Origin of the sequence: Mesobacillus subterraneus (genome assembly GCF_020524355.2) — a bacterium.
In the GTDB taxonomy this organism is placed as follows: Bacteria; Bacillota; Bacilli; order Bacillales; family Cytobacillaceae; genus Mesobacillus; species Mesobacillus subterraneus_C.
In genome coordinates this window covers 3,643,562-3,668,875 of sequence record NZ_CP129019.1, presented here as the reverse complement: position 1 = coordinate 3,668,875, position 25,314 = coordinate 3,643,562, and the positions used below count along the sequence as shown (strand labels likewise).

The 25,314-nt window shown below is 42.8% G+C and carries 21 protein-coding genes and 4 pseudogenes; 14 read left to right on the top strand and 11 right to left on the bottom strand.

What is annotated here, in order from left to right; translation table 11 throughout:
• Positions 1-59: 59 nt before the first annotated feature.
• Positions 60-320, top strand: coding sequence for a hypothetical protein (locus LC048_RS19095; RefSeq protein WP_226607715.1), 261 nt, complete (start codon positions 60-62; stop codon positions 318-320).
• A 33-nt stretch (positions 321-353) separates the two neighbouring features.
• Here the strand turns inward: LC048_RS19095 and LC048_RS19090 are convergent, their stop codons facing one another.
• A complete protein-coding gene (locus tag LC048_RS19090) occupies positions 354-1,028 on the bottom strand; it encodes a DNA alkylation repair protein (RefSeq protein ID WP_226607713.1) in 675 nt (224 codons plus the stop codon).
• A gap of 240 nt (positions 1,029-1,268) precedes the next feature.
• Between LC048_RS19090 and LC048_RS19085 the strand changes: the two genes are divergently transcribed.
• The 4 genes from LC048_RS19085 (at position 1,269) to yiaA (ending at position 5,109) form a co-directional block, all read left to right on the top strand.
• Entirely contained in the window at positions 1,269-2,735 is a 1,467-nt protein-coding gene (locus tag LC048_RS19085; RefSeq protein ID WP_226607710.1) for an ABC transporter permease, read from the top strand.
• Positions 2,736-2,757: 22 nt separating this feature from the next.
• Positions 2,758-3,447, top strand: coding sequence for an ABC transporter ATP-binding protein (locus LC048_RS19080; protein WP_306048482.1), 690 nt, complete (start codon positions 2,758-2,760; stop codon positions 3,445-3,447).
• A gap of 339 nt (positions 3,448-3,786) precedes the next feature.
• Positions 3,787-4,047, top strand: coding sequence for a hypothetical protein (locus LC048_RS19075; RefSeq protein ID WP_306048480.1), 261 nt, complete (start codon positions 3,787-3,789; stop codon positions 4,045-4,047).
• 591 nt (positions 4,048-4,638) lie between these two features.
• Positions 4,639-5,109: an inner membrane protein YiaA gene (gene yiaA, locus LC048_RS19070; RefSeq protein ID WP_226607739.1), complete on the top strand. Its 471-nt coding sequence runs from the start codon at positions 4,639-4,641 to the stop codon at positions 5,107-5,109.
• Positions 5,110-5,209: 100 nt separating this feature from the next.
• On the opposite strand, the gene LC048_RS19065 is transcribed toward yiaA, so the two are convergent.
• Together LC048_RS19065 and LC048_RS19060 are read right to left on the bottom strand one after the other, a co-directional pair.
• Positions 5,210-6,220: a serine hydrolase domain-containing protein gene (locus tag LC048_RS19065; protein ID WP_306048478.1), complete on the bottom strand. Its 1,011-nt coding sequence runs from the start codon at positions 6,218-6,220 to the stop codon at positions 5,210-5,212.
• 218 nt (positions 6,221-6,438) lie between these two features.
• Positions 6,439-6,723: a transporter suffix domain-containing protein gene (locus tag LC048_RS19060; RefSeq protein WP_226607702.1), complete on the bottom strand. Its 285-nt coding sequence runs from the start codon at positions 6,721-6,723 to the stop codon at positions 6,439-6,441.
• 385 nt (positions 6,724-7,108) lie between these two features.
• On the opposite strand from LC048_RS19060, the gene LC048_RS19055 reads away from it, so the two are divergent.
• The 3 genes from LC048_RS19055 to LC048_RS19045 all read left to right on the top strand — a co-directional run bounded on the left by LC048_RS19055 (position 7,109) and on the right by LC048_RS19045 (position 9,558).
• Complete coding sequence (locus LC048_RS19055) at positions 7,109-7,249, top strand: FbpB family small basic protein (RefSeq protein ID WP_226607700.1); 141 nt, start codon at positions 7,109-7,111, stop codon at positions 7,247-7,249.
• A gap of 20 nt (positions 7,250-7,269) precedes the next feature.
• The gene (locus LC048_RS19050) at positions 7,270-8,061 is read left to right on the top strand and encodes a TerC family protein (RefSeq protein WP_226607698.1); all 792 of its coding nucleotides are present in this window, start codon (positions 7,270-7,272) and stop codon (positions 8,059-8,061) included.
• 171 nt (positions 8,062-8,232) lie between these two features.
• Positions 8,233-9,558 carry a hemolysin family protein gene (locus tag LC048_RS19045; protein ID WP_226607695.1) on the top strand — a complete coding sequence of 442 codons (1,326 nt, stop codon included), beginning with the start codon at positions 8,233-8,235 and terminating at the stop codon, positions 9,556-9,558.
• A 226-nt stretch (positions 9,559-9,784) separates the two neighbouring features.
• On the opposite strand, the gene LC048_RS19040 is transcribed toward LC048_RS19045, so the two are convergent.
• Positions 9,785-9,979, bottom strand: a complete 195-nt coding sequence (locus LC048_RS19040) for a hypothetical protein (protein WP_226607693.1) — start codon at positions 9,977-9,979, stop codon at positions 9,785-9,787.
• A 171-nt stretch (positions 9,980-10,150) separates the two neighbouring features.
• Here LC048_RS19040 and LC048_RS19035 point away from each other — a divergent pair, with 171 nt between their 5' ends.
• Genes LC048_RS19035 through LC048_RS19025 form a run of 3 tightly spaced genes read left to right on the top strand, consistent with a single transcriptional unit; the run spans position 10,151 to position 12,293 of the window.
• A complete protein-coding gene (locus LC048_RS19035; protein ID WP_226607691.1) occupies positions 10,151-11,227 on the top strand; it encodes a serine hydrolase domain-containing protein in 1,077 nt (358 codons plus the stop codon).
• A gap of 27 nt (positions 11,228-11,254) precedes the next feature.
• Entirely contained in the window at positions 11,255-11,458 is a 204-nt protein-coding gene (locus tag LC048_RS19030; protein ID WP_306048473.1) for a hypothetical protein, read from the top strand.
• 34 nt (positions 11,459-11,492) lie between these two features.
• Positions 11,493-12,293 carry a hypothetical protein gene (locus LC048_RS19025; RefSeq protein ID WP_306048471.1) on the top strand — a complete coding sequence of 267 codons (801 nt, stop codon included), beginning with the start codon at positions 11,493-11,495 and terminating at the stop codon, positions 12,291-12,293.
• Between the two features lie 78 nt (positions 12,294-12,371).
• Here the strand turns inward: LC048_RS19025 and LC048_RS19020 are convergent, their stop codons facing one another.
• The 7 genes and pseudogenes from LC048_RS19020 to LC048_RS18990 all read right to left on the bottom strand — a co-directional run bounded on the left by LC048_RS19020 (position 12,372) and on the right by LC048_RS18990 (position 20,523).
• Positions 12,372-12,812 carry a YtoQ family protein gene (locus LC048_RS19020; protein ID WP_306048469.1) on the bottom strand — a complete coding sequence of 147 codons (441 nt, stop codon included), beginning with the start codon at positions 12,810-12,812 and terminating at the stop codon, positions 12,372-12,374.
• A gap of 554 nt (positions 12,813-13,366) precedes the next feature.
• Positions 13,367-14,350 (bottom strand): GGDEF domain-containing protein, encoded by a 984-nt coding sequence (locus LC048_RS19015; RefSeq protein WP_226607685.1) that lies wholly within the window; start codon positions 14,348-14,350, stop codon positions 13,367-13,369.
• Positions 14,351-14,371: 21 nt separating this feature from the next.
• Positions 14,372-15,106 (bottom strand): annotated as a pseudogene (locus LC048_RS19010) (EAL domain-containing protein).
• A gap of 172 nt (positions 15,107-15,278) precedes the next feature.
• Positions 15,279-16,442 (bottom strand): annotated as a pseudogene (locus tag LC048_RS19005) (glycosyltransferase family 4 protein).
• Between the two features lie 71 nt (positions 16,443-16,513).
• Positions 16,514-17,038: a phosphatase PAP2 family protein gene (locus LC048_RS19000; RefSeq protein ID WP_226607681.1), complete on the bottom strand. Its 525-nt coding sequence runs from the start codon at positions 17,036-17,038 to the stop codon at positions 16,514-16,516.
• Positions 17,007-18,395: a UDP-glucose dehydrogenase family protein gene (locus tag LC048_RS18995; protein ID WP_226607679.1), complete on the bottom strand. Its 1,389-nt coding sequence runs from the start codon at positions 18,393-18,395 to the stop codon at positions 17,007-17,009. Before LC048_RS18995 ends, LC048_RS19000 begins: the two co-directional genes overlap by 32 nt.
• A gap of 572 nt (positions 18,396-18,967) precedes the next feature.
• A protein-coding gene (locus LC048_RS18990) for an IS3 family transposase (protein WP_306048466.1) occupies positions 18,968-20,523 on the bottom strand; the annotation gives its coding sequence in 2 pieces (ribosomal slippage) (positions 18,968-19,884 and positions 19,884-20,523; 1,557 coding nt in all).
• Between the two features lie 286 nt (positions 20,524-20,809).
• Between LC048_RS18990 and LC048_RS18985 the strand changes: the two are divergent.
• From LC048_RS18985 to LC048_RS18975, 3 genes and pseudogenes are all read left to right on the top strand, one after another.
• Positions 20,810-22,032: pseudogene (locus LC048_RS18985) on the top strand (IS110 family transposase).
• A 633-nt stretch (positions 22,033-22,665) separates the two neighbouring features.
• Positions 22,666-23,964, top strand: a complete 1,299-nt coding sequence (locus tag LC048_RS18980) for a globin-coupled sensor protein (protein WP_226606300.1) — start codon at positions 22,666-22,668, stop codon at positions 23,962-23,964.
• 318 nt (positions 23,965-24,282) lie between these two features.
• Positions 24,283-25,259 (top strand): annotated as a pseudogene (locus tag LC048_RS18975) (aldo/keto reductase).
• The last annotated feature ends 55 nt before the right edge of the window (positions 25,260-25,314 follow it).

Genomic DNA, 25,314 nt, shown 5'->3' with positions numbered 1-25,314 from the left:
ATGGACAGCTAGCTTTTATCAAAAAAAAAATGTTCCTTTTTTTACAGGGAGGCCAAAATATGAAGCTATTTATTCAAGCAGCAATTGGTTCGATTGCCATTCATGTAATCTATTTTGTTGGCATTCTGCTGATCGGCTACATGAAAACGATGAATTATACACCAGATATCGAAGGTTCATGGGAAAGTGTTGGTACGCTTCAGAATGAGGTGGCATTCGGCATGACGAGTTCTCCGTTATTCTTCCTTTTTACCTTTATTGGAGTAACATTGTTTTGCCAAGTGGTGATCGTTTTATATAGAAAAGTTAAAGGAGCATAGGGATAAAATGTCCTGTGCTCCTTTAATCTGTCTTCACTTCTTGCCTATATGCTTCAAGGCTTCTCTTCGGCTTAAGTTTGAAAGAGGAAGTTTGTCCGTAATCTCAAGGACTTTCTCTGGATTTTGCTTGGCATATTCTCTTAATGCCCAGCCGATTGCTTTGTTGATAAAAAACTCGTCAGTATGGCAGTTTCTTGAAATAATATCCTCGAGCATGGCCACATCCGTTCTTTCTTTATAACCTAACTGGAATAAAATACAGGAGCGGATCAGCCAGATGTTATCCGAGGCGATCCATCTGTCGATAATTTGCTGCCTGTGCTCCGGGAATCTTTCGAGATAGTAGCCAAAGTGCTTTTTCGCTATATGATCGATGGTGTCCCACCAGGGCTTGGTCGTGATGATGTGTTCCAGAAGCTGTAGATCATCCTCTGTGAACTGTTTCTTCATTAAGTCTAACAAATAAAGCCCGCTAGTCTGCATTTCCCGTTCTTCCAGCTCCCAGAGGGAAGTAATGATCATCTGTAAATCTTCCTTTGCAGGCAGGCCATAGGTCTTCACATGCTGCTTGAAAACTTCCTTCATCTGCGGTGCCCTCAAGCCAATAAATTCAAATTGGTTCCGCATGTAATTAGCTAGCCTAACTGCTTCCTCGCTATTCCGGTGCTGCAACGCTTCCTCATATAATACTGCTACATAATGGTTCATCAGACATTCCTCACTATTCCAATTGAATTGCATTCTAAAAACTAAGAATCCTCTCCCCATATCATTGTACTTCGCCAATTCCTTTTTACGCTCTTTTAAAAGAAGGCCGGTATTTACATTCTATCTCATGAAAAAAAATTTCCGTTTTTGTTTCAGGCTAGGTAATAGTTTGTTAATAATTTGGTCATAACTTGAGGTTAATCTTTTGCTTGTACCCAATTTGCCCAAAGGAGAGAAACCATGAATTTTATTAAACGATCATTTTTAAGTGTGAAAGCGAGGAAAGGGAAAAGTCTGCTCCAGGTTTTTGTGTTTTCAGTGATTTGCGTTCTTGTCCTGGCAGGTCTGTCAATCCAGACTGCAGCTAAGAAATCGAGCGAACTTGCGCGACAAAAGCTTGGAGCGGATGTCACGCTGCAGGTCGATATGGAAAAAATGCGCGAGAAGATGCAGGCCCAGCAATCAACCGGTGAACGCCGTAGATTCCAGCCCACTCCGATTCCGGTAGGAACAGCAGAAGAACTGACCTCATACGAACAAATTAAAGGCTATAACTTCTACTCTTCAACCACAGCTTTAGCATCCAATTTTGAACCCATTACAAACGAAGAGACTGAAACAACCGAAAATAGCACCGACTCCGCAGCCGCAGGTGGTGGAGGAAGGATGTCTGGAGGGAAGGCTCAAGGCGACATCAGCCTTCAAGGTGTGACCTTCACCGATTCTACGGCAGAATTCATGGATGGCACGGCCTCTATAGTTGATGGAGAACATATTTCAGAAGAGGATCATGGGAAAAATGTCACCCTCATTGAACAAACTCTTGCTGAAGAAAATCAATTGAAGGTAGGCGACACCATTTCCATCACCAATCCAAGGGATGAATCGGCCGTCATGGAGCTCCAAATCAAAGGTATCTATAAAACGTCATCCATTGGTGCTGACCAAGGAATGGATATCACCGCCATGATTCCTTATAACAAGCTGTACGTTCCGTTTACAGCATCTGCAGCACTAAAAGGCAGTGAGTACGAGGGAACGATTGACAGCGCGATTTATTATATTGACAATCCAGCCGACATGGAAAGCTTTGTAGCTCAGGCGAGGGAAAAAAGCAGCATAGATTTTGAAACTTTTAAACTCGAGGCGGATGACCAGCTTTATCAGCAAATGGTCGGTCCAATAGAGAATGTCGCAAGCTTTTCGAATAATATCGTTTATCTAGTCTCGATAGCGGGTGCAATTATTTTGGGCTTGATCGTCATGATGTCAATCCGCGAACGGAAATATGAGATGGGTGTTCTGTTGGCGATTGGAGAACGGCGCTGGAAGCTTGCTGGACAGTTTATCGTTGAAATCCTTCTTGTTGCGGCCATTTCCCTCGGGATTGCCACTGTCAGCGGAAATGAGGTTGCCAAACAGGTAAGTGAACAGCTTTTAAAACAAGAGTTGCAGTCAGCTGAGCAAGCCACTGCACCAGAATCATTCCGGGGCCGCGGCAACGGTTTTAGTGGCGGTATTCCGGGCATGCCAAATGGACAAACAGTTCAAGCAGAAACGATTGAGGAACTCGATGTCAGTGTGACAGCGGATGACTTGACCTTGCTGGCATTGATTGGCATGCTGATTGCGATTATTTCTGCGGTACTGCCATCGTTAACGGTCCTGCGTCTGCAGCCAAAAACAATCTTGAGCAGACAGGATTAACTATTTGAGGAGGGACTAAAAAATGAGCGCATTATTGGAATTTCAAAATATCAGCTATTGGTATAAACACGAAAATAAGAAGCAGGAAATCCTTAAAAATATTGATGTCGGCTTTAACAGGGGGACTTTTTACACGATTACCGGTCCATCAGGTTCTGGCAAGACGACATTCCTCGCCGTTGCTAGCGCTTTGGATGTTCAAAAGGAAGGTGCTGTATTGTATGAAGGAAAGGATATTAAAAAAATCGGACTCACCAAATTCCGCAACAAGTATGTCTCCATCGTCTTTCAATCATACAATCTGTTGCCTTATATGACCGCTTTGCAAAATGTGACGACCGCAATGGAGATTACCGGAGCCAAACATAAAAATAAAAAGGAATTTGCCTTGAGTATGCTTGAACGGGTGGGAATATCGGCACAGCAAGCGCATCAGAAGGTTTTAACCTTAAGCGGGGTCCAGCAACAGCGGGTTTCCATCGCCCGAGCCCTTTGCTGCGACACAGACTTGATCGTAGCAGATGAACCAACCGGCAATCTAGATGAAAACACAGCGCGGGAAATCGTGAATCTGCTAAAGGAATTAGCGCATAATGAAGGAAAATGTGTCATCGTAGTAACCCATGATCAAAACATTGCAAGTTCGTCCGATATAACAGTCAAACTGTCAAAAGGAAGCATCACCATCACTTCAAAGAAAACGGAAGTATAAGAAACTTAGGGAGCATAGGACGTATCCTTTGCTTCCTTTTCTTTATAGAATCATATATTGGCATACAGCTACTGAAAAGAAGGTTTTTTATTAATAGAGTCGAAATTAATGTTATAACTATTGGTCTTATATAGGATGCACTACGGATTAAGGGGACAGAGGATGTTGAAGAAGGTAGATAAATCTTTTTTAGGCTGGGGCATTTCTTTGGTGATTTTTCTGGTTATTATGGTTGTGGACCAAACGGTGTATGTTGGTGTTTAGCCATCGACGCTGCCAATTATTCTTCTCGTCACACATGCCCTTTATTTTAAAGAGGATGTAAAGGGGAAAAGGAGAGTGCCATATTGGATCTTTTTAATACTGTTTTTAACGATTCTATATTTCTCTATTCCTCGATTCACCTATAACCAGGCGAAGGAAATCGTCGAGGAGAAATATGAAATTATAAACGAAAAAAAGCAGGTCATACCTGTGATGGATCCCGGATTTCATCCCTTCGCATATTCACAATTTTATTCCTTTAATGTTAAAACAAAGGATGCAGAGCAGCGGGTCATGGTGAACCCGGACACGGGAGAGGTCATCGTCCTGCGATAATTCAGCTAAAGAAAAAAACACTCAAAGTGGTTTATTAATCGCGCATGGAGCCGGCCTATCTGGTAGTCATTGGACCTTGCCCAGCAGCCACATCTTTTTGGATTTGTTGTTTTACTTTTTCTGCATCTGTCCCCGAATAACCGTGTTGCATAACAGAATCATTATTTCCTTTTGACTTTGGAATCCTTCGGCATAGTAATCCTCCTTTGGATTTATTTTTTTGGCTTTGTTAAAGTCCAATGTTGTTTTAAAGCCCTGTTGATTGTAGTAGAAGGCGCGTAGACTCCTCCGAAAATGCTAACGCATTTTCATCGTGCGTGGGCAAATTCGAGGGAGCTTCTCAATGTCCTGCGGGATGAGCAAGTCATGGGGAGACCCCGCAGGCGCTTGCGCCGAGGAGTCTCCCCTACTGCCCGCGGAAAGCGAAGCGCCTGGGACGAAAATCAACAGTCTAGTTTAACAGAACCATTTTTTAAAAAAATTAACAATTTTATCTATTATTTGTAAACAAGTTCTATATAATGTATTTAGGTATAAGCACTGCAAATTCATGGTGCTTGATCTATTCGTTAAATATGGAGGAGAGAGATGATGTCTAATGAGCATGAGGTGTCATTGGATAAAGCTTTAGAAAGAAAGCCAAAAGTGAAAGTGGAAAGGAAAGAAGGGGAACCTACTGCAGCATTCAAGGGAGCTTCATGGGGAGCTCTTATAGTTGGTGTTTCCGCTTATCTGATTGGTTTGTTCAACGCAGCGATGGAACTGAATGAAAAAGGCTATTATTTTGCCGTATTGGTATTCGGTCTCTATGCAGCGGTATCTCTGCAAAAAGCAGTGAGAGACAGGGAGGAAGACGTACCGGTTACGAATATTTATTACGGAATCAGTTGGTTTGCGCTCATCGTATCTATTTCATTGATGGCGATCGGTCTATACAATGCCGGAAGTATTATCTTAAGTGAAAAGGGCTTCTATGGTATGTCCTTTATACTTAGTATCTTTGCAGCGATAACCGTTCAGAAGAATATTAGAGATACACAGCGAGCAAAAGAAAGAGATTGAGACGCGGGTCATAGTAGGATATATGCACGTACGCTATAAAGTCACTGATTAGTGAATGACACAGGGACGGTTCCATTAGAGGAATCGTCCCTGCTCTTTCTTACAAACGACCTTCAATGGCCTTCATGATATCGTACGCCCCACTTGATTTATTGGAGCAAACGACCGCTATTGTTTGGGAAGCTGGATAATAGGCAGAGTGAAAGCTGACTCCTGGGTCATAGCCCATGACATGGTATTTGTAAATTTGCTGATCCTGCTTTTTAATCCAGATTCCGTATCCGAAATAATTTTCTTCATCCTCTTGCGCATGGGGAGTGAATAGTTTGTTCAAGATCTCCTCATTTAACAAAAGTCGACCAAAAAGCGCCTTCCACAGTTTGGTCATGTCCTCAACGGTAACGTACGCGCCTCCGTCCGAACCGCCTTTTACCGGCAAGGAGTAGATGTTGGTTTTCCAGCTCCCTTCAGGCAGGTCGATATAGCCTAAAGCGGTGTTTGATGGCAGGGCGTCAAAGGAGAAGTAGCCAGAGTCACTCATTCCCGCTACTTCAAAGATATTTTTCTGAACATATTCAGTGAATTCCATCCCTGAGGCTTGCTCCACAATCAGTCCAAGCACAATGTAGCCTGCGTTATTGTAGTGAACCGATTCCCCCGGAGTGGATTTCATCTGTTCATTCTGGAACATTGGGAGGAAATCCTGAGCACTCCTGATATGATACATGGGACTCTGCATCCATAACTCTTCAAAATCATTCATGACATCCTCGTCAAAGTAATCAGGAATCCCGGAAGTATGCGTCAGCAAATGATGGATGGTGATTTCTTCACTGAAATTAGGAAACTCTATATCGAGACAATCTTTCAATCTTGTATCAAAGGTTAGCCTCTCTTCCTCCACCAGCTGACAAATGGCGATCGCCGTGAAAAGCTTACAGCCAGAAGCGATTCCGAAACGAGTTTCCTGGTTGTTTTTTAATCGGTCAGACCGATTGGCATAGCCAAAGCTTGCCGTTTCAACAAGGCCGTCCCCATTCTGAAACATGACCGTTCCTGAAAAATCAATCTTGGACGAAAGCTCTTGAAGGGATGTCTCCAAGTTATTCATATCAATTTCCCCCTAACTTTATCTACTTAAGGGTAACACTTAATATTATTAAAATGTTGTAAAATATGACAAAAATGAAAGGATTTAAAATGCTGTTTCGTAGGATTACCAGAAAAATAAAGAATAGAACGAGTAGCTAGTAACAGGGATGATCCTCCCGTGCTCTATTAAAATTGAATCAAAGTAGGGAAAATTTGCCCTTGTAACTAAATGAAGCCCTATGCTTCATTTTCGTTCTCATGTTTTTCTTTTTTTCTCCAATTTTTAGGGTTAAAGTACTTTCTGATTTTACCTGCCACTTCCTTTCCGACCATAATTGCTCCAAGCCAGAAGGTAACTTCAGCAAGTACCAGGAAGCTTGTGATACTGATGACCTTCGTCTTGCTGGATAGCGGAAGAAAAGGAATGCCAAGTGGTGTCACCCATATTATGAAGGATGAAATAATAAGAAACATACCGATTTTATATAATAAAGGCTTTTTTACTGCTGGTGTGGTTTGCATCCTAACCCCCGGATAGAGTTTATTTTGATTTTAACACAGAGGCTCGAATTAGCAGAGCCGAGAATGAAAAGCAGCATATCGTTCTTTTACATTGCTTGTTGACAGAATGGCCAGGAATGAATTATATTGTATTTAATTATTTGAATAGTTCTCCTAAAGGGGAGTAGCTTTTACAACAAAGTCGTCATTTCGGAGGTCACGTATCTCCCGGCTTTGTTGGCAACGCCTGACGTTGTTAGCAAGACCTTTACCTTTTTGGTAAAGGTCTTTTTATGTTTTTAAAGACCTTTACCATGTCTGGTAAAGGTCTTTTTATATATTCAGACCCGCCGCAGACGAATTGGGACTTTCAATAATATCAAACGATTGAAAAGGAGCTGATCAATTGAAAAAGAAAAAGGTGTCTTTTGAGGAATTGCTGAAAGAGAACAGGCGTGAGCTTTTGGAGAATCAGAAGCTGCTTGAAAAAATCGACGAGCGGATTGAAGCAAGACGCATGGGAGCTGAAAACGGAAACGCATCTTAATTTTAAAGGGGGAATAGTGATTGGAACTGTCGATTTTATTTGAATACGGTTGGGTATTGCTGCTATTAATTGCTCTTGAAGGGTTGCTCGCAGCTGATAATGCATTGGTATTGGCGATTATGGTAAAGCATCTCCCGGAGGAAGAGCGGAAAAAGGCACTCTTTTATGGTTTGGCAGGCGCATTTGTTTTTCGCTTTGCTTCACTATTCATCATTTCTTTCTTGGTCGATGTCTGGCAGGTCCAGGCAATCGGAGCATTATATCTGCTGTTCATTGCAATTAATCATATCGTCAGGAAGCTCTATTTTAAAAAGGTCGAAGACGAAAATAACACTGCAGAGAAAAGGAAGTCTGGTTTCTGGGCAACTGTTTTCAAGGTAGAGTTGGCAGATATCGCTTTTGCGGTTGACTCGATTCTGGCAGCTGTGGCACTTGCAATGACTCTGCCGAACACAAACCTTCCGGAAATCGGCGGGATGGATGGCGGCAAGTTCCTGGTCATTTTTGCCGGCGGATTAATTGGTTTGATCATCATGCGTTTTGCTGCCAACCTGTTTGTGAAATTACTTCAATCAAGGCCAGGTCTCGAAATCGCCGCTTTTGCGATTGTGGGCTGGGTAGGAGTCAAGCTGGCTGTGCTCACATTGGGGCATAAGGATATTGGAATCATCTCCTACGAATTTGCCCATTCTGTAGAATGGAAACTGTTCTTCTACACAGTGCTCGTCGGCATTGCAGCAGCTGGCTGGTTCATGTCGAAGGAAAAAGAACAAGCACAGACTGCGGAAAAACATACGATGGATGTGCAATAAGTAAGTCATTTATTCAATAGAGGATCATAAAAAACATCGGCTTTCTTTTACCAAAAGGAATGAATTGGTTACTTGGAGTATTTCTTGTTGATGTCGGGATGCTCCCATTGGCTATGGTTTGGAAATCTTTGATACAATCAAAGTAACGAAGAATTTGGAGGTTGATCCCTTTTGGGAATAGAGATAGTGGTGTTATTGGTTTTAATTGTATTGAATGCTTTTTTTGCTGCATCAGAGATTGCGTTAATTTCGTTGAATGATAATAAAATAAAATTGATGGCAGCCAGCGGAAATAAAAAAGCGAAAATGCTTCATAATTTAACCGCGGAACCAAGCAGGTTTTTGGCGACCATCCAGATTGGCATTACTCTGGCGGGATTCCTTGCGAGTGCGTTCGCAGCTGAAAGCTTTGCAGGCAGGATGGCAGTATTCCTGAACGATATGGGCGTCCCGCTTTCACAGGGGATGCTGGAATTGATTTCTGTCATCACGATTACGCTGGTGCTGTCTTATTTTACACTCGTGCTGGGAGAATTAGTCCCCAAGCGGCTTGCGCTTCAGAAAGCGGAACCGATTGCGATGTTTGCGGCTGCTCCTTTGACGGTGTTGTCCAAAATCTCCTCTCCATTCGTTAAGCTGTTAACGTTATCCACGAATGGAATTGTTCGACTGTTCGGGGTCGACCCGAATGCGGAGAGCGAACACGTGACAGAGGAAGAAATCCGCATGATGGTAGACGTCGGCAGGGAAAAAGGGACTATACAGGATTCAGAAAAGGTTATGATCAACAATATTTTTGAATTCGATAATAAAACGGTCTCTGATATCATGACCCATAGGACCAATATTGCCGCCCTTTCAGCTGATGCCAGCTTGAAAGAGATAGTGAAAGTTGTCAATCAGGAAAAGTACACCAGGATGCCAGTTTACAATGGAGACATGGATCATATCATTGGTATTCTTCATACGAAGGATTTAATCCCGTTCATTGATGGTCTGGATCCAGATGAGTATAATCTAAGAGGCATGCTGCGGGAACCAAGCTTTGTCCTGGAATCCATGAGGCTCGATCAATTGTTCAGAGATATGCAGAAGAGCAATATTCATATGGCGATTGTCATTGATGAATACGGCGGGACCGATGGGATTGTGACCATTGAGGATCTGATTGAGGAAATCGTCGGCAATATTTTTGATGAGTATGATGAACCGGAACTGGACGTCGACGAAATCGAACAAATAGATCAAAACCACTTTATCATGGCTGGCACCCTTAATTTGTATGAGGTAGAGAATAGACTCAAGGCAGAACTCCCAAGAGCAGAATATGATACGTTAAGCGGTTTTATCCTTGGTCAGCTTGGATATATTCCCGGTCCGAACGAACAGCCTGAGGTTGAATATGAGGGAATAGTGTTCACAGTTGCCGAAATGAATGACAGAAGGATCGCCCGTGTCAATGTGAGTATGAAAGATACAGCCTCAGTAACAGAATAAAATCATATGTCCGTCTTAATTAAGAAGGATCTTTCGTTTTTTAAAATGAGAGACCTTCTTTTTTTGTGGTTAAGGAATTTATAAAATTCCTAAGTTGTGGATAACTCCATTAAGTTTTCTTAATCCAGCTTCAGCGCCTAGCCCCTCGAGTCGCTTGTCTAGCTGCGGCTCCTAACTCCTCGAGACGCTTCGGTCCTGCCAATGAAGTCAAAGAACGACTTCACTGTCAGGCCCTCCAGCGCTTGTCGGAGTTGGGCAGTCGCCTACGCTTTTCGAATTGTCTAGTGTCGCCTCCTAGAAACTCCGAAACTTCAACTCCGCCGGCAGAAGCAAAAAGCGCTTCTTTGTCGGAGTCTCCAGTTTCTGCGTTTCTGGACAGTCGGCTATACTTTTCGATTTCGGTCCGCTCAGGTGAAGTCAAAGAACGACTTCACCGGTCGGCCCTCCAGCGCTTGTCAGGGCTGAACGAGGCGCTTGCGCTTTTTGTTCTTTTACAAGAGAATAGCCGTACCTTTTCGACAGAAATTGTTCATAAGGAATTCACATTATCTACCATTTCCGGTTGATAAAATGAAAGGAAGGAGGGCTCTTTATGAAGGTATCTTTGAGAATTGTAGGCCTGATCATTTTAGGTATTTGCATTTTTTTATTCTGGAGCACCTCGAACAATAGTCTTGCCAGTACCATTGATGAAAAGGCGGATGAGGTTCAACTGAATGGCACGGTCCTTGTCGCGAAAGGTGGCGCGGTTTTGTTCCAGAAGGCTTATGGCTTTGAAAATAAAGAATATAATCTTTTAAACACCATCGAGACTGCATTTCCGATCGGCTCCATCACGAAATCATTTACAGCCACCAGCATCCTCCAGCTTGAAGAAACAGGACAACTCTCCACAAACCAGTACATAAGTGATTTTATTGAAGATTTTCCTCACGGTAATGACATCATCATCCACCATTTACTCACCCACAGCTCGGGCATCCCTGAATTTTTAAAAGTGGTCAAAAACGAGCAGGCATACGAGCCCATTCAGATAATCACCGAGATGAAGAAGGAAGAATTGATGCAGCTGCCAGGCGAGGGGTTTTCCTACTCAAACACCAATTATCTGATTTTAGCTAACATCATTGAGAAAGTGACAGGGCAACCGTATCAGAATTATATTAAAGAGCATATTTTCGAAAAAGCCGATATGAAAAGCAGCGGATTCTTGGACGATGGATTAACGGAATATGCTGAAGGCTACGAAAATATGAAAAAACCATCGCGAACGATTGATGACAGTTTGAAGTTTGGTGCTGGCGATATTGTCAGTACGGCCGGCGACATGCTGAAGTATCACCGAGCGATTCAGGACGGTACATTGTTGAGTGAAAAGGCAACCGTGAAAATGCAGACAGGCTATGTAGATAGCGCTCCTTTGGGGATTGTAAAGTATGGGTACGGCTGGCAGGTTTTTGACAATAAAATCAGTTTTGATAAAAAAATGGTCATGCATTCAGGTGGCCTGCCAGGACATAAAGCCGAGTTCACTCGTTATATTGATGACGACGTCACGATTATTATTTTGACGAATAACCAAGACAAAACAAAGCTGCGGGCCATTTCCGCAGAGATTGCCGCATTCTTATTTGGTAAAAGGTTTTATAACTGGCAGAAGTTTATTTAAGCCAAGGTTGAACTAGGAGGAATGAACATGGAGATCATAAAGGCGGCGGAAATCCTGATTGAAAAAATCAAGAAGGATTATCGCGATGATGTAGCTTGTGTTGTCATCATGGGGTCGTATATTTACGGGGATTCGCACAGCCGGTCTGATTTGGATCTTTATTTTATACCGAAGACCGAGCGGGGGGGTTCAGCTCGGGAAGGTTTTTATCATCGATGGAATTGGCTTTGATTATTGGCCGATATCTTGGGACAGGCTTGAACGGATGGCCAATCATGATGAAAGGCTCACGTCCATCATTACAGAAGGAAGAGTTATTTATTATAGCAGTGAAAAGGATTTGAAAAGGTTCGAACAACTGAAGGAAAAGGCATTGGATGTCAGCGATGGCAAAATCTTTTTAGGTAAAGCACAAGAACAGGTGAATGAAGCAAAGCGGACATATTTTGATCTTGCCCATGCTGGTACGCTGGCTGAAGTAAGGTTCCATGCGATGACAATCATTTTTTCCTTAACATATGGCATTGCGCTTTTGAATCGGACTTCCATCAAACGCGGACGTGCAAAGCTGAAACAAGAGATACTGGAGATGCGGCTTGTACCGAAAGATTTCGCAAACCTGTACGATACTGTTTTTTTCAGCAATGACCCAACGGAAATAAAAAAGGTTTTTATGCAGCTGATCCGAAATACAGATGAATTGATTGCACGGGAGCGGGAGACAGAAACGTATTCGCTAGCTGAAAAAATGACTGGTTATTATGAGGAACTGATCAACTCTTACAATAAGATTGAGCATGCCTTTGAGATTGGCGATTACTATACACCTTTGTTTGCGGCCGTTGAACTGACCCTCGAATTGGACGGGGCTTTTACAGGAACAGGATTTTCCGTGGATAGCCTGCCAGATATCGTTGCAGAATACGATCCGCAACTTACCGACAAATTCATGGAAACAGTAAAACAACACCAGAGCAAGCTCGTTCAGCTTCTCAATGATAAAGGCGTCGAGATTACCGAATTTCGAGACTTTGAGGGATTGCGAAAGTTTATGGAAAAGGTTTAGTGGGGAGATTTATAATAGCCAATATTTGATGGAAGGGGATTAACAGAAGCGTAGGGACGCTACCCCACGCTTCTAATCTTATTCGTAAATATAGCTGATAACTTCCAATGCCTGTTCAACGGTTTCTACCGTTACATTTGCTTTATTGGAGAGCTCTTTCAAAGGATGAATCAAGGATTCTGGCCTGACGATAATCGTTGGTTTGTTCATCGTGATGGCTGCGCTTGCATCCATCGCCGTGTTCCATTGTTTGTATTTTTCGCCGAACAGGGCGATGACGATATCCGATTTTTGCATTAAAACCTGTGTCCTGAAGTTGTTTATATCCGATGCAGCGTCGTCCTTATACACATTGCCTGGCTGCTCTCCGAGGATGTCCTCGCCAATATTGTCCGAGCGGTCATGGTCTGTCTGCGGTCCGACGAAGACCAAAGGCAAGTTCATTGCCTTCGCTTTTTTTGCCACCTGATCTCGCCAATCATCATGAATCTGGCCTACTAAATAAACCGTTAATTCCATCGTAACACCCTCCAATTGAATATATTCTTATTCAATCATATTAAACTTTACTGATAATTCAAAGGAATTAGGATGAGGAGATAATGGGAAAAGTAATTCGGTAATAGTGAGATACAGAAATTCATCCGCCCCAACTTGGTGGCTTATTGCGATTACGGTCACATAAACAGGTAATATGTGCCCCAACTTGGAGGAATTGCGGGAGTACGGTCACATAACCAGGTTATATGTGCCCCAACTTGGAGGAATTGCGGGAGTACGGTCACATAAACAGGTAATATGTGCCCCAACTTGGAGGAATTGCGGGAGTACGGTCACATAAACAGGTAATATGTGCCCCAACTTGGAGGAATTGCGGGAGTACGGTCACATAACCAGGTTATATGTGCCACAACTTGATAGATTTGCGGGTCTACGATCACGAGACCTAAAGCATGGGGACGTATCTGTCTTGTATGAAGCAAAGAAATAAGAAGAGGGACGTAACCAGGTACGTACCTCTGATTTGCAACTACTTGAAAAAGATACAAAGAGGTACGTCACTAATTCTTCTTTCAATGTTGAGGAAAACTCTCAGAAACCTTTTTTTCGCTCGTAAGGAAGACGCTTCTGCGGAGTGATTTGCAGCGTTTTTTGATGCGGGCTGCTTCTAGGCTGATATCTTCTATTGTATTGTACTGTTTGTGTGTGTTTTGGATCACGGCGATGGATAATCCGACAAGCGGAATGTTTTCCAGAACACCCATTCGGCTGATTCCATGTATGTATCCTTGCTCAAGTTCTTCTTCGGTGTAAAATTGATGGGTGAACTGTTCGAATCTGTTTATGAGAGACTGGCAAATGATCTTGAATTCATGATGGGGAAGAATGGCAATGAAATCATCCCCGCCGATATGTCCAATGAAAGATTCAAAGGTTGAGCCTCTCAGAAGCACTGTTTCTTTGAGGATTGTCGCCGTATATTGGATCACTTCGTCGCCAAGCTTGAACCCAAATGTATCATTGAACGCCTTGAATAGATTGATGTCTATATATAGAATGGTATATTTTTCATAGTCAATGGCTGTCTTGAGTGCATTCTTTATTTCAAAATTACCCGGCAAGCCAGTCAGCGGATTGGAATAGCGGGCAATGCTGATTTGCTCCTCAGCCAGTTTCATCAGTAGATTCCGGATGCTGACGATTCCGATCAGACGGTCTTCTTTTGTGACGATGACATAGTCGTAAAGATGTTCCTGAGCACGATCCATTGCCTGGGCACTCGTTTCAGTAATCGGGACGGAATGATCGACAATCAAGGGATCAGGAATCATGACAAGATCAATTGTCCTTTTCATGAAGAGATCGAACCCATACTGAGTTGATAGTTTCTGATAGAATGTTGTTTTCGTCACCAGCCCGATCGGACGGTCATCCGAACAGACAACAACCCCTTCGATTGCTGGTTTTTCCTTGAAAATTGTATAAACGTCTTCACATTTAGTTGAAGGAGTAACGACAATTACTTGCTCTGCGATCTCTCCGATCGTCACTTGCATAACGACACCTTCGTTTCATTTTCATAAATGCGCATACAACAGTTGTGGATTTGGCCTTCCCAAATAAAAGCCCTGCCCAAATGGGATGCCTGCTTGCTTGGCGATGGACATTTCCTCTGCTGTTTCAATTCCCTCTAGCGTAACGGACACGCCTTCAGAAATAAAGTAGGAAGAAATCCATTTTAAGAAGGTTTGTTTTTTCACCGATTAGCCAAGGTCGATGGTAAAATACCGATCAAGCTTCACAATGTCCGGCTCGAGTTCCAAAGCAATTTTTAAAGAGGATTGACCTTTTCCGAGGTCATCGAGTGCGATCGCGAAGCCCAGTGATTTCAGGTGCTGGGTCACTGCCTTGAGCTTGTCGAGCGACATGACAGATTCCGCTTCATTCAATTCAAAAGTGATTTGATCTGGTTTCAATGAAACAGTGCTCATCAATCGATCCAATTTGATTAGAAAGGACGGTTCTAAAAGAGTGGATGGAAAGACATTGACAGACAGGCGGGGAGCAGAAGAATGCTTGGACTGTTGCTCAAATGAATATATGCTATTGCATATGGATAAAATATCCAGGTCGAATAGACAATCATGCTGCATGGCAAGGGAAAATAGCACCTCAGGATTCTTGATTTCGGGATTTCGAATCAAACTTTCATAACCAAAAACGCAATCATCAAGCAAACTGTAAATCGGCTGATAGGCATGGTGAACATTAAATAACTGTGAAGTACGATCTCGTGGAGATTCAAAAAGCATTGCTGTCATAGAGTACCATCCTAAGAGAATTGTTTATAATCCAAATGTACTATTTATATGTTAAAGAATTGTAAGCTTTTCGTTAATTCTTCATAAAAGATAAGAGAAAGGAAATCTAGAATCTTAATAGAAAAGCACAAGCCCATTTCTGGGCAAAAAGAAGCATAGGGACCTATGCTTCTTTTTGTACCGGTATAGGTGCTGAGTGCTGGCGGTCCGCGATGATTACTTGCTGATAATGGCTGATGACGTCATCGAAGATTTTCCCCCATTTTTGGGTGAGGGCGTAGTTTCTGCCTTCGTAGCCCATCTGGTACCTTTTGCTGTCTGAAGCTAGGAGGGTGGTGATGGCTTCAGTGAATTGCTGGATATTTTGTGGTTCACAAAGGCAGCCTGTCACTCCATCCCCGATGATGCTCTTTACTCCTCCTGCATTCGCTCCGACAACCGGTGTGCCGCTTGCCAGTGATTCGAGGACGACGTTCCCGAATGTTTCTGTTGCAGAAGGGAAGATGAACAGGTCGGATGCTGAGTAAACTTCGGCAAGCTGGGGACCTTTCAAGTAGCCGGTGAAAGTCATGTTTGCCGGAGCTTCTTTCTCCAGCTGCTCCTTCATTGGTCCATCGCCGACAATTAGCCAATGAACTTTTTCGGCAATCTGCGACGGCATATTCCTGGCAATCTCAAGCAAGGCTCCTGCGTTTTTTTCCGGAGCCAGCCTGCCTGCGTAAGAAAGGATATATTCCTTTCGAATGGAGTAGCGCATCCGGACGGCGAGCTTGTCATAGAAAGGGTGGAACAGTTCACAGTCAACGCCTCTTGGTCAGAGTTCCAGGTTTTTGAATCCATATTCTGTTAATTGATGCATCGTTTCCGGAGAGGGGACCAGGATTTTCTCTAAAGGACGGTGGAACCAGTTCATATATTTCCAAAGCAGGCCCGACAGCAAGGTGAGGTCATAGAATTGCAGGTACTGGTCGAAATCGGTATGGTAGGAACCTACAATCGGGATATTCAACTTTTTTGCGCAAAACATACCCATCATGCCTAAATTGAACGGAGTCGCAACATGGATGAGATCAGGATCGAACTTTTCAAGTTCTTCCTTGATTGTAAAATAATTCGGAAACGCGATCCGGCATTCGGGATACAGGAAAAAAGCTGCGCTCTTGAACCGGTGAATATGGGATGGAACATATTCTTCACCAGGGTTATCGGGGGCGAAAACCTTGACGGAATGGCCCATTTCCGTGAGATAGTCTGTGAAGCGTTTCAAGGTACTGGCGACTCCATTGATTTCTGGGTAATAAGTATCCGTGAAAAAAGCGATTTTCATGCAAGGCTCCCTCCTCTTAAAAATCGAAATCCAAATATCTGTGTCGTTTACCCATGCAAACCAGGGTTAAGTCAGACAAAGAACGAGTAACTGAGAATCCCCGCCACACTTCCAAGCAGGGAACCTGCAAAAATATCAGTTGGATAGTGCAAACCGAGATAGACTCTCGAAATTGCGACAGTCACGGCCAAAGGAAGCAAAACAGCAGCCAAGGCTGGCGCATATATAACAAAAGGCAGCACCAAAGAGAAAATCGCCGTCGTATGTCCAGAAGGAAATGAATGGTCTTCGAGCGGGTTTGCTGGGAAAAAGGCATTCTCAAGGCTGATATAAGGCCTCTTTCTCGGATACCATTTTTTCATGAGATGAACGGGCAAATGGCTGAGTGTTAAAGCGATGGCGCTTGCAACAGCTGTCTGTCTTAGTTCGCCTGCTGATAAAAAAATCATCAGAAGGATGGCTGAAATCGTGAACCTGGCACCGCCCGCATGGGTGATATTACGGAAGAAGGCATTCAATAGTCTGTTATGGTAATGACGGTTGATTCCCCGGAAAATCCATTGGTCAGTCTGGTAGAATACTAGTAAAAGTTTCATCGTACCTTCCTTCCATGTTTGAATTCTTCCTTGCGGGCTTTTGTGCTTTTTTTGGATGAAGCGGCGGCCTGCCGATTGAAATATAGGTGATAGGATGGTTGCTGACCTCCATGAGTGAGTAACAATTGCGCCCATCAAAAATGACCGGATTCTTCATGAATTGCACGTATTTTTCCAGCGGGAGGTACTTGATATGATCCCATTCGGTGGTGATCAGCGCAAGTTCAGCCCCGGAAATGGCTGTTTGGATATCCGCCGTAAATTCGAGAGCTTCTCCAAAAACTTTCCTGGCATTTGGAATGGCAACCGGGTCATAGGCGATGACAGAAGCACCTTCCGCAAGCAATGCCTCGATGATCGTGAGTGAGGAGGCTTCACGGATATCGTCGGTATCAGGCTTAAAGGCAAGCCCCAAAACTGCTACTCTCATCCCTTCAAGTGAGCCGAACATTTCCTTAGCTTTCTGTACGGCCAATATTTGCTGGCGATTATTGACTTTAATGACCGCTTCGAGCAGTTCAAACTGGTGCTCGACATGGCCGGCAATTTGAACAAGCGCTTTTGTGTCTTTTGGAAAACAAGATCCGCCGTATCCGATGCCAGCCTGGAGGAATTGGGGGCCAATCCGCCTGTCTCTTCCTATCCCGAAAGCAACTTCTTCAATATTGGCGCCAACTTTATCACAAATGGCAGCAATTTCATTGATGAAACTGATCTTTGTCGCCAGAAATGCGTTAGACGCATATTTAATCATTTCAGCACTTCTCGGATCCGTTTTGACGAGAGGGATTTTAAGCGGCAGGAAGATTTGCTCGACGATCTTGGCTGCCTCCTCAGAATCTGTGCCAATGATGATGCGGTCACCATGGAAAAAATCATAGATGGCACTGCCTTCACGCAGGAATTCTGGAGTCGAGACCGTTTGAACTTCAAGGTGGGCGGGTTTAACACTTTGGATGATTTCTTTGATCCGCTCGTTTGTGCCCACAGGTACAGTGCTTTTCGTACAAATGATCGAGTCCTTTTCAATACAAAGCCCGATGGTGTAGGCTGCTTCGTAGACATGATCAAGGTTTGCTGTACCATCTGGATTTTCCGGAGTCCCTACCGCGATAAAAATGATGTCGGCATTTTTATAGGCGATTTCAGGGTCTGCTGTGAAAAGGAGGCGGCCAGCATCCAGGTTCCTCCTTAGCAATGAATGGATCCCAGGTTCATAGATTGGTGCACATCCAGATTGAAGCAGGAGGACCTTATCTTCACGAATATCCGAGCAGACGACATCATAGCCCATCTCAGCAAGGCAAACACCAGTAATCAGTCCAACATACCCAGTTCCAGCAACAGCAATCTTCATCAAATCCCTCCTAAAGTGTCTTTAATCTAATCCTAAGGGAATAACTTTAAGGTTATCTAGCGATGTTGTTAAATAAATGTAAAGAAATGAAGGAAATGAGACTATTTATGGTGCCATGTTTTTCAGGTTTTTCAAGACGTGTTTATAATACTTCAAGGAGTTTATCGTACCTATATAGCTGGTGCCATCTTGTTTTTGGTCCGCTGTAAAAAAAGGATGGCAGCATTAGGAAAGAGCTTCTTCGAGCGGAATCGCAAGTCTTTCTAGAAAACAAAATATCCAGCATTCCTTTTTTCTCAAACCGTTCTGTTTTAGGGTGCATGTCTTTTAAATGACAATAAAAATGGCGTGTAAACTGACTTCAGTTTTGACACGCCATTTTTCTAATTTAATGTATTTTCGGATCCAAAATATAATGGTTCTTATTCAACAAAGCACCTGTTTATTCCACACCAAAAAGAACGGACCCTGGTGAGGTGGTCACCATGGGCTGATAAACATACTAACATTAGTAGCACAAACCAAGGTGAACTGCTCCCCGTCAAGTAGACAGTGGAAATAATAAAAACAGCCTAAGCGGCTTTAGCCCTGAATTCTAGGGGGCTAAGGCCGTTTAATCTTTTTTGGTAACGTTCATGATTATAAAAGTATATGTACTCATCAATCGCCGCAGAAAGCTCTTCAAAGGTCTTATATTTCTCCATGTAATATTTCTCGCTTTTCAGTGATCCCCAAAAGGATTCCATTGGACCATTGTCAATACATCTTCCGACTCGGGACATACTTTGAGTCATCTGTGCTTGATCTATTCTTTGTTTAAATCCAAAATGGGTATACTGAAAGCCCCTGTCGCTATGTATAAGTGGGCGGTCACCATTCAGTAGGTAGTAGTAGTGATCCAGCGTATCAAATACCAGTTTATTGTTGTTGGAATGTCCAAATACGTAACTAACGATGGCTCCATCATGTAAGTCTTTAATTGCACTCAAATAAGCCTTTTTTGCTTCTCCATACTTGAACTCAGTCACATCAGTTACCCATTTCTCATTTGGACTTTCGGCTTGGAAATTACGGTCTAACACGTTTTCTGCGACGTGTTGAGGGGTTGACTTTTTATAGCGATTTTTCTTTTTCCGAATAACGCTTTGAATGCCGACAATCTTCATCAGCCTATAGATTCGCTTTTCATTGAAGCTCTTGTTCAACCTTCTATTCAAAGTCATCGTAATCCTGCGGTAGCCGTAGATTCCTTTAACCTCCTCATGGAGAGCCTTCATTTCTTCTACAAGCATCACATTTTGACATTCACGCTTGGAAGGTGTTCGCTTCAGCCATTTATAATATGCAGACCTGGCCAACCCCGCAATTTCACAAAGCATAACGAAAGAGAATCCTTCTTCTTCGTGTAGTTCCTTGATAGCGATATATTTCTCCTCAAGGCGTATCTGGCTTATCTTCGCCTCCTTTCGATCTCCTCTAACTTTTTTAGGAATAAGTTCTCTGCGCGTAATCGCTCATTTTCGCTCGCAAGCCTCTTCATCTCCAATTTCATCTTCTGTTCTGGGGAGAGTTCAACTTCTTCCTTTTTCCTCCCTCGCTTATCCCGAAGGGCTTCTTCGCCGCCATCCTCATACTTTTTAACCCATTGATATGCTTGTTGGTAAGAGACCTTAAAGGTCTCAGCTGCCTTCTGATAATCCTTGCCGTTCTCAAGGCAATAGAGCACAATCTCTTTTCGTTCATTTATGGTAGTGTTTCTTCTAGTCATAGTGTTTGTCCTTCCTTTGGAAGTGTCCTTTAATTCTCTATGACTATTATACTTGTTAATCCATTTCTGGAGGACGCGTCTACATGAGATTTCATACTTTCTGATAACATCATTTTGAGAGTAGTCCCCACTAAGATAGTCCTGTACAGCCGCCAGCTTAAGTTCCTTAGAATACCTCTTCCAGGTAGAAGACTTCTTTAATCCTTCTGCTCCGTATTTTTCATACCTGTAGACCCAATCATAAATTGCATGATCATTTACTTTGTATATAAACTTCAGCTCTGAAATAGAATGGCTACCCTTTTTTAACGCCTCTACAATCTTGATTTTATCTTGGAATGAATATGTCCTTTTTGACATAATAAATACTCCCCTTTAGGTAGACAGATTTTTATTTTTTAATCTGTCTACCTAAAGGGGAGCATATCAAGGCCACGGTTTGTGCTACTATTTTTTTATAGTAGAAGTGAAGGAAGGTCGATCCGCTTATAGGACCATGTAAGAGTCCGTATTATAAACAGGCCAACTTCATACCCTTGTTTGAATCAGTTTAGTATGTTGGGTCCTAGAGACCGTGTATAAGAAAATGGAATCGATAAGGCCCCTGTGAAGACTTCTATGATTGGTTATAAAGGAGAATAGTTATATGAAACATGTCATCGCTCTTGATGTAAGTAAAGGGAAAAGCACCATTGCCATTTATGATGGCTATAGACAATGTGAATTTGAAGGGGAATTAAATCATACACGCATTGATTTTGAGCAGCTACACAATCGCATTAAGGAAATAACAGCTCTTGATGGACAAGTCCCCGAAATCGTATTTGAGGCGACGGGTGTCTATTCAAAATCAATTGAAAAGTTTCTACGGGATCACGGACATACTTACTGTCGCATGAATCCGCTTGAAGCGAACCTACAAATGGCTTCCATGCGTCGACACAAAACCGATATTAGCGATGCCCATGAGTTAGCGAAAACCCACTTTAAAATGGAACGTGAAACGACGCATGTGCAGAATGATTATTATGAACAGATGCGGGCTATTACTCGTTATTATGACGAGATCGAAGAAGAAATTATTCTTTTACGCAATCGTATGCATGCATCTTACATCTTTCATTTCCAGAGTTGGAACGACTTATTACACCGAGTTCAGCACTTTTTTTAAATATTATACAGCTGTATCCCCATCCTGCCCTTTTAATGGCTCATTCAAAGACCATTATTAAAAATCGCTTAAAAAGTAATACACGTAAGCTTCTATCACTAGAACGGGCAGAGAAAAAAGCAATTGTATTATTAGAAGCTGCAGAAAATTCATATCCCGCGATTGAACCAACGGATATTCGTTGCGATCAAGTACGCGATTATGCACGGCGTATTGGAGATTTGATGGAGAAGAAAGACCAGCTTGTTAAACAAATGGCAGCGATGTCTGAAGGAAGAAAAGAATATACGGTATTACGTTCTTTTCCAGGTATTGGAGATACAACAGCGTGCCGAATTATTGGAGAGCTAGGTGATATTGGCCGTTTTAAAAACGCGAAACAACTGAACGCTTACGTTGGTATCGATATTATGCGCTATCAATCTGGCAATACGCAATACCATGACCGTATCAATAAACGAGGCAACAAAAAGCTACGGAAAATTTTATTTTTTATGATTTGTGCGATGCTTATGGCAAAAGGAAAACCCAATCATTTAGTGGATTATTATTACAAATTAAAAACGCAACCTCAGAGAAAGCCTCATAAGGTCGCGATTGTGGCGTGTATCAATAAGTTTCTGAAAGTGACGTTCCAGTTACTGACACACGGCATACTTTACGATTATGAGTCCGCACTACCAGCTCAGAAATCGTAACCAAGTTTATATTTACTATAGCACACAGACCTTTCGAAAAAAAGAATATCGTGAGGTCTTTTCGTCATGGGGAAATTTAGATTTATTTGGGAGGGGTACCCCTCCCAAATAAATCTAAATAAAAAAACATAAATAAAATACTGAAATACACTTGACTAATCGTAAGAAATAAGCGGAGAAACTTCCCTTATTTAGAAAATGGCATGGAAAACAGCTTAAATAGACGGAAGATTTCCGCCTATTTCCTTGAAAAACATAAAAAATTGGCATCCGCACTTGGTTAACCGGAAAACCTCCGCTTATTTACCCCTTTCCGAGCAATACGCTACAGTTTAACCGGATATTCTCCGCTTGTTTCTAGGATTGTTTGTTACTCAATTAAGTTTCAGTCTTCCCTAGTTTTAGAAAAAATCAATCTTCTGCTAAACTGCTCCGTTCGTTAAAGAAAAAACTAAGTGAAATTTCATGTTCATCGTTATACTGGCTATACCTGAATGGAATGTTTTGCGAAATTTGTCGAAAATGTGTCTGAAATTATGAAGTTATTGTAAAAGTTACACATCGAGAAGGGAAAAAAGTCCTATACCATGAGAAAATCATGATGAAATATAATTCAGGGATGAGGGACCGGGGATGTTGTTACTTAAGAAAAAAAGTCAGGTTAATCAGCTTTTTAATGCTATCGGAGAATATGAAAAAAAAGTGGTGCTGGATACTTCTTTTCACAAAGATCTTGCTAACCAGCTTTCTATTATTGGTTTGACAACAAGGGATCTGGCGATTGCGAAACTGATTCAGTCTTTTATTGCGGAGCATCTGGAAACCATCACGGAAAATTACTATAAGGAAATTCGCAAGGAAGCAAGCCTTTTGAAAATCATTGATGATAACAGCAGTGTCGATAGGCTGAAACAGACGCTGACGAGGCATATCTATGAAATGTTTGATGGGAAAATCGATCGTGACTTTGTGCAGCAAAGAAACACGATTGCGCATGTGCACGTTAGAATCGGACTGAAAACCAAGTGGTATATGGGAGCATTCCAGAGTCTTTTCGCAACTTTTGTTTCGATCCTGAAAAATTACGTCACCGATAAAGAAGAACTTCTGGAAGCCATAAATGTTGTCTCGAAAATCCTCAACCTCGAGCAGCAGCTCGTCCTTGAGGCGTATGAGGAAGAAGTGGAAAGAATCAAGCAGGAAGAGCAGCGCAAGAAGCAGATTGGCGAACGGGTGGCCGCTACAGCCCAGGAATTATCTGCTGTGACGGAAGAAACGAGTGCTTCTGTTACGACGCTTACGGAAAAAACAAGAATGATGGTCGATCTGGCTACTTTGGGCGTCCAATCAGCTGAGAAAGTGCAGAACCGTTCAAGCCAAGGAAAGGAAGGCATCGACCTTCAGCAAGTACAGATGCAAAATATTATGCACCATATGTCCTCCATCACCAATGAAATCAAGGATTTAAAGAGTATCTCTCAGGAAATCGACGAAGTGGTCAAACTCGTGAAGGGAATTGCTGAGCAGACAAATCTGCTTGCTCTGAATGCTTCGATTGAGTCAGCGCGAGCAGGGGAGCATGGCAAAGGGTTTGCTGTCGTGGCCAATGAAGTGAAAAAACTGGCAGAGCAGACGAAGGCTTCTGTCGTCAATGTAAGTGAACTGATCAAGAAAACGAATGGACAAATTGAAAATGTGACCTCCAAGTCAATAGAGGTCAACGAACTGGTAAAGAGCGGCTCGAATAAAATGGATCAAATCACTGACTTCTTCAACAGGATTCTCGAAGAAGTGGATAAGAGCAAACAGCAGAGCCAGCGAATAGAAGCTGAACTCGATTCCTTCTCAAAATACTTCGAAGAAATCGACCGGGCAGTCGACCATCTGGCCATCACAACAGACAATCTAACGCAAATTACGCAGGATTTGTAAAAAAAGACTTTGTAGCAGATAGTAGAGCCAAGGAAGCAAAGGGTACCCTATGCTTCTTTTTTGGCTTAGGTGGAAATGATAAATTAGGAGTAATGTGGAAAACTGCACGGGTTCTAAATCCAGCTCCAGCGCCTAGCCCCTCGAGTCGTTTCGGTCCGCTCAGGTGAAGTCGAAGAGCGACTTCACTGATCGGCCCTCCAGCGCTTGTCGGGGCTGACCAAGGCGCTTGCGCTTTTCTTACTTAGTTGCCTTACATTATAGTCTTTTCTTTTATTATGATAGAATGTCTTGCAAAGAGTTTTAAGGAGGAAGAAAAAATTGAAAAAACTGCCTATTAATGAAAATGGATTAAATGCGTCACAGCTTATTTTTGGCTGCATGGGCCTGGCGGAAGCTGGGACAACAGCCCGATCGAATTAGAACATGTCAAGCAAGGACATGAAGCGGTGGAAGCGGCAATAGAGTCAGGGATCAATATGTTTGATCATGCCGATATTTATACTTTGGGAAAAGCAGAGAGAGTTTTCGGTCAGGTTCTAAAAGAGAAGCCAGGACTTCGTGAGGAGATCATCATCCAGTCGAAATGCGGGATTCGTTTTGCTGACCAGGAATCTGGCCTGCCAGGACGTTACGATTTTTCAAAATCATACATACTCGACAGTGTGGATGGCATCCTTTCAAGGCTTGGCATCGAGTATCTGGATATCTTGTTATTGCATCGTCCTGATCCTCTAATGGAACCGGCAGAAGTTGGCGAAGCCTTTCATCAGCTAAAAGCTTCCGGCAAGGTGCGCTCATTCGGTGTTTCTAACATGAGCGCTGGTCAAATTCGTTTTCTTCAGAAGCATACCGATGAAAAAATCATTGTCAATCAGCTGGAAATGAGCTTGAATGAAATTGGCTGGCTTGAGACGGGTGTTCATATCAACCAGGCAGCCGCGCGCCAAAACACCTTCCCTGAAGGGACACTGGAATTTATGCAGATGGAAGGAATCCAGATTCAATCGTGGGGCTCGCTTGCCAAAGGGCTTTATTCTGGTAAAAATATCGGGAATGAAAGCGAAAGTGTCAAGCAGACGGCGTCCATGGTACAAAAGCTTGCAGAAGAAAAACAAACAACACCAGAAGCCATCGTGCTCGCTTGGCTGATGAGACACCCAGCTGCAATCCAGCCTGTCATCGGCACGGTCAACCCTGAGCGGATAAAGGCATGCGGTGAGGCAGTCAAGATCAGCCTCAGCCGAGAGGAATGGTATTCATTGTATGTAAGCTCACGCGGTGTCAGACTGCCTTAGTGAATTTGTAGAGTCAGCAGAACCTATCTGCTGCTCTTTTTTTATTGAGGTGTAT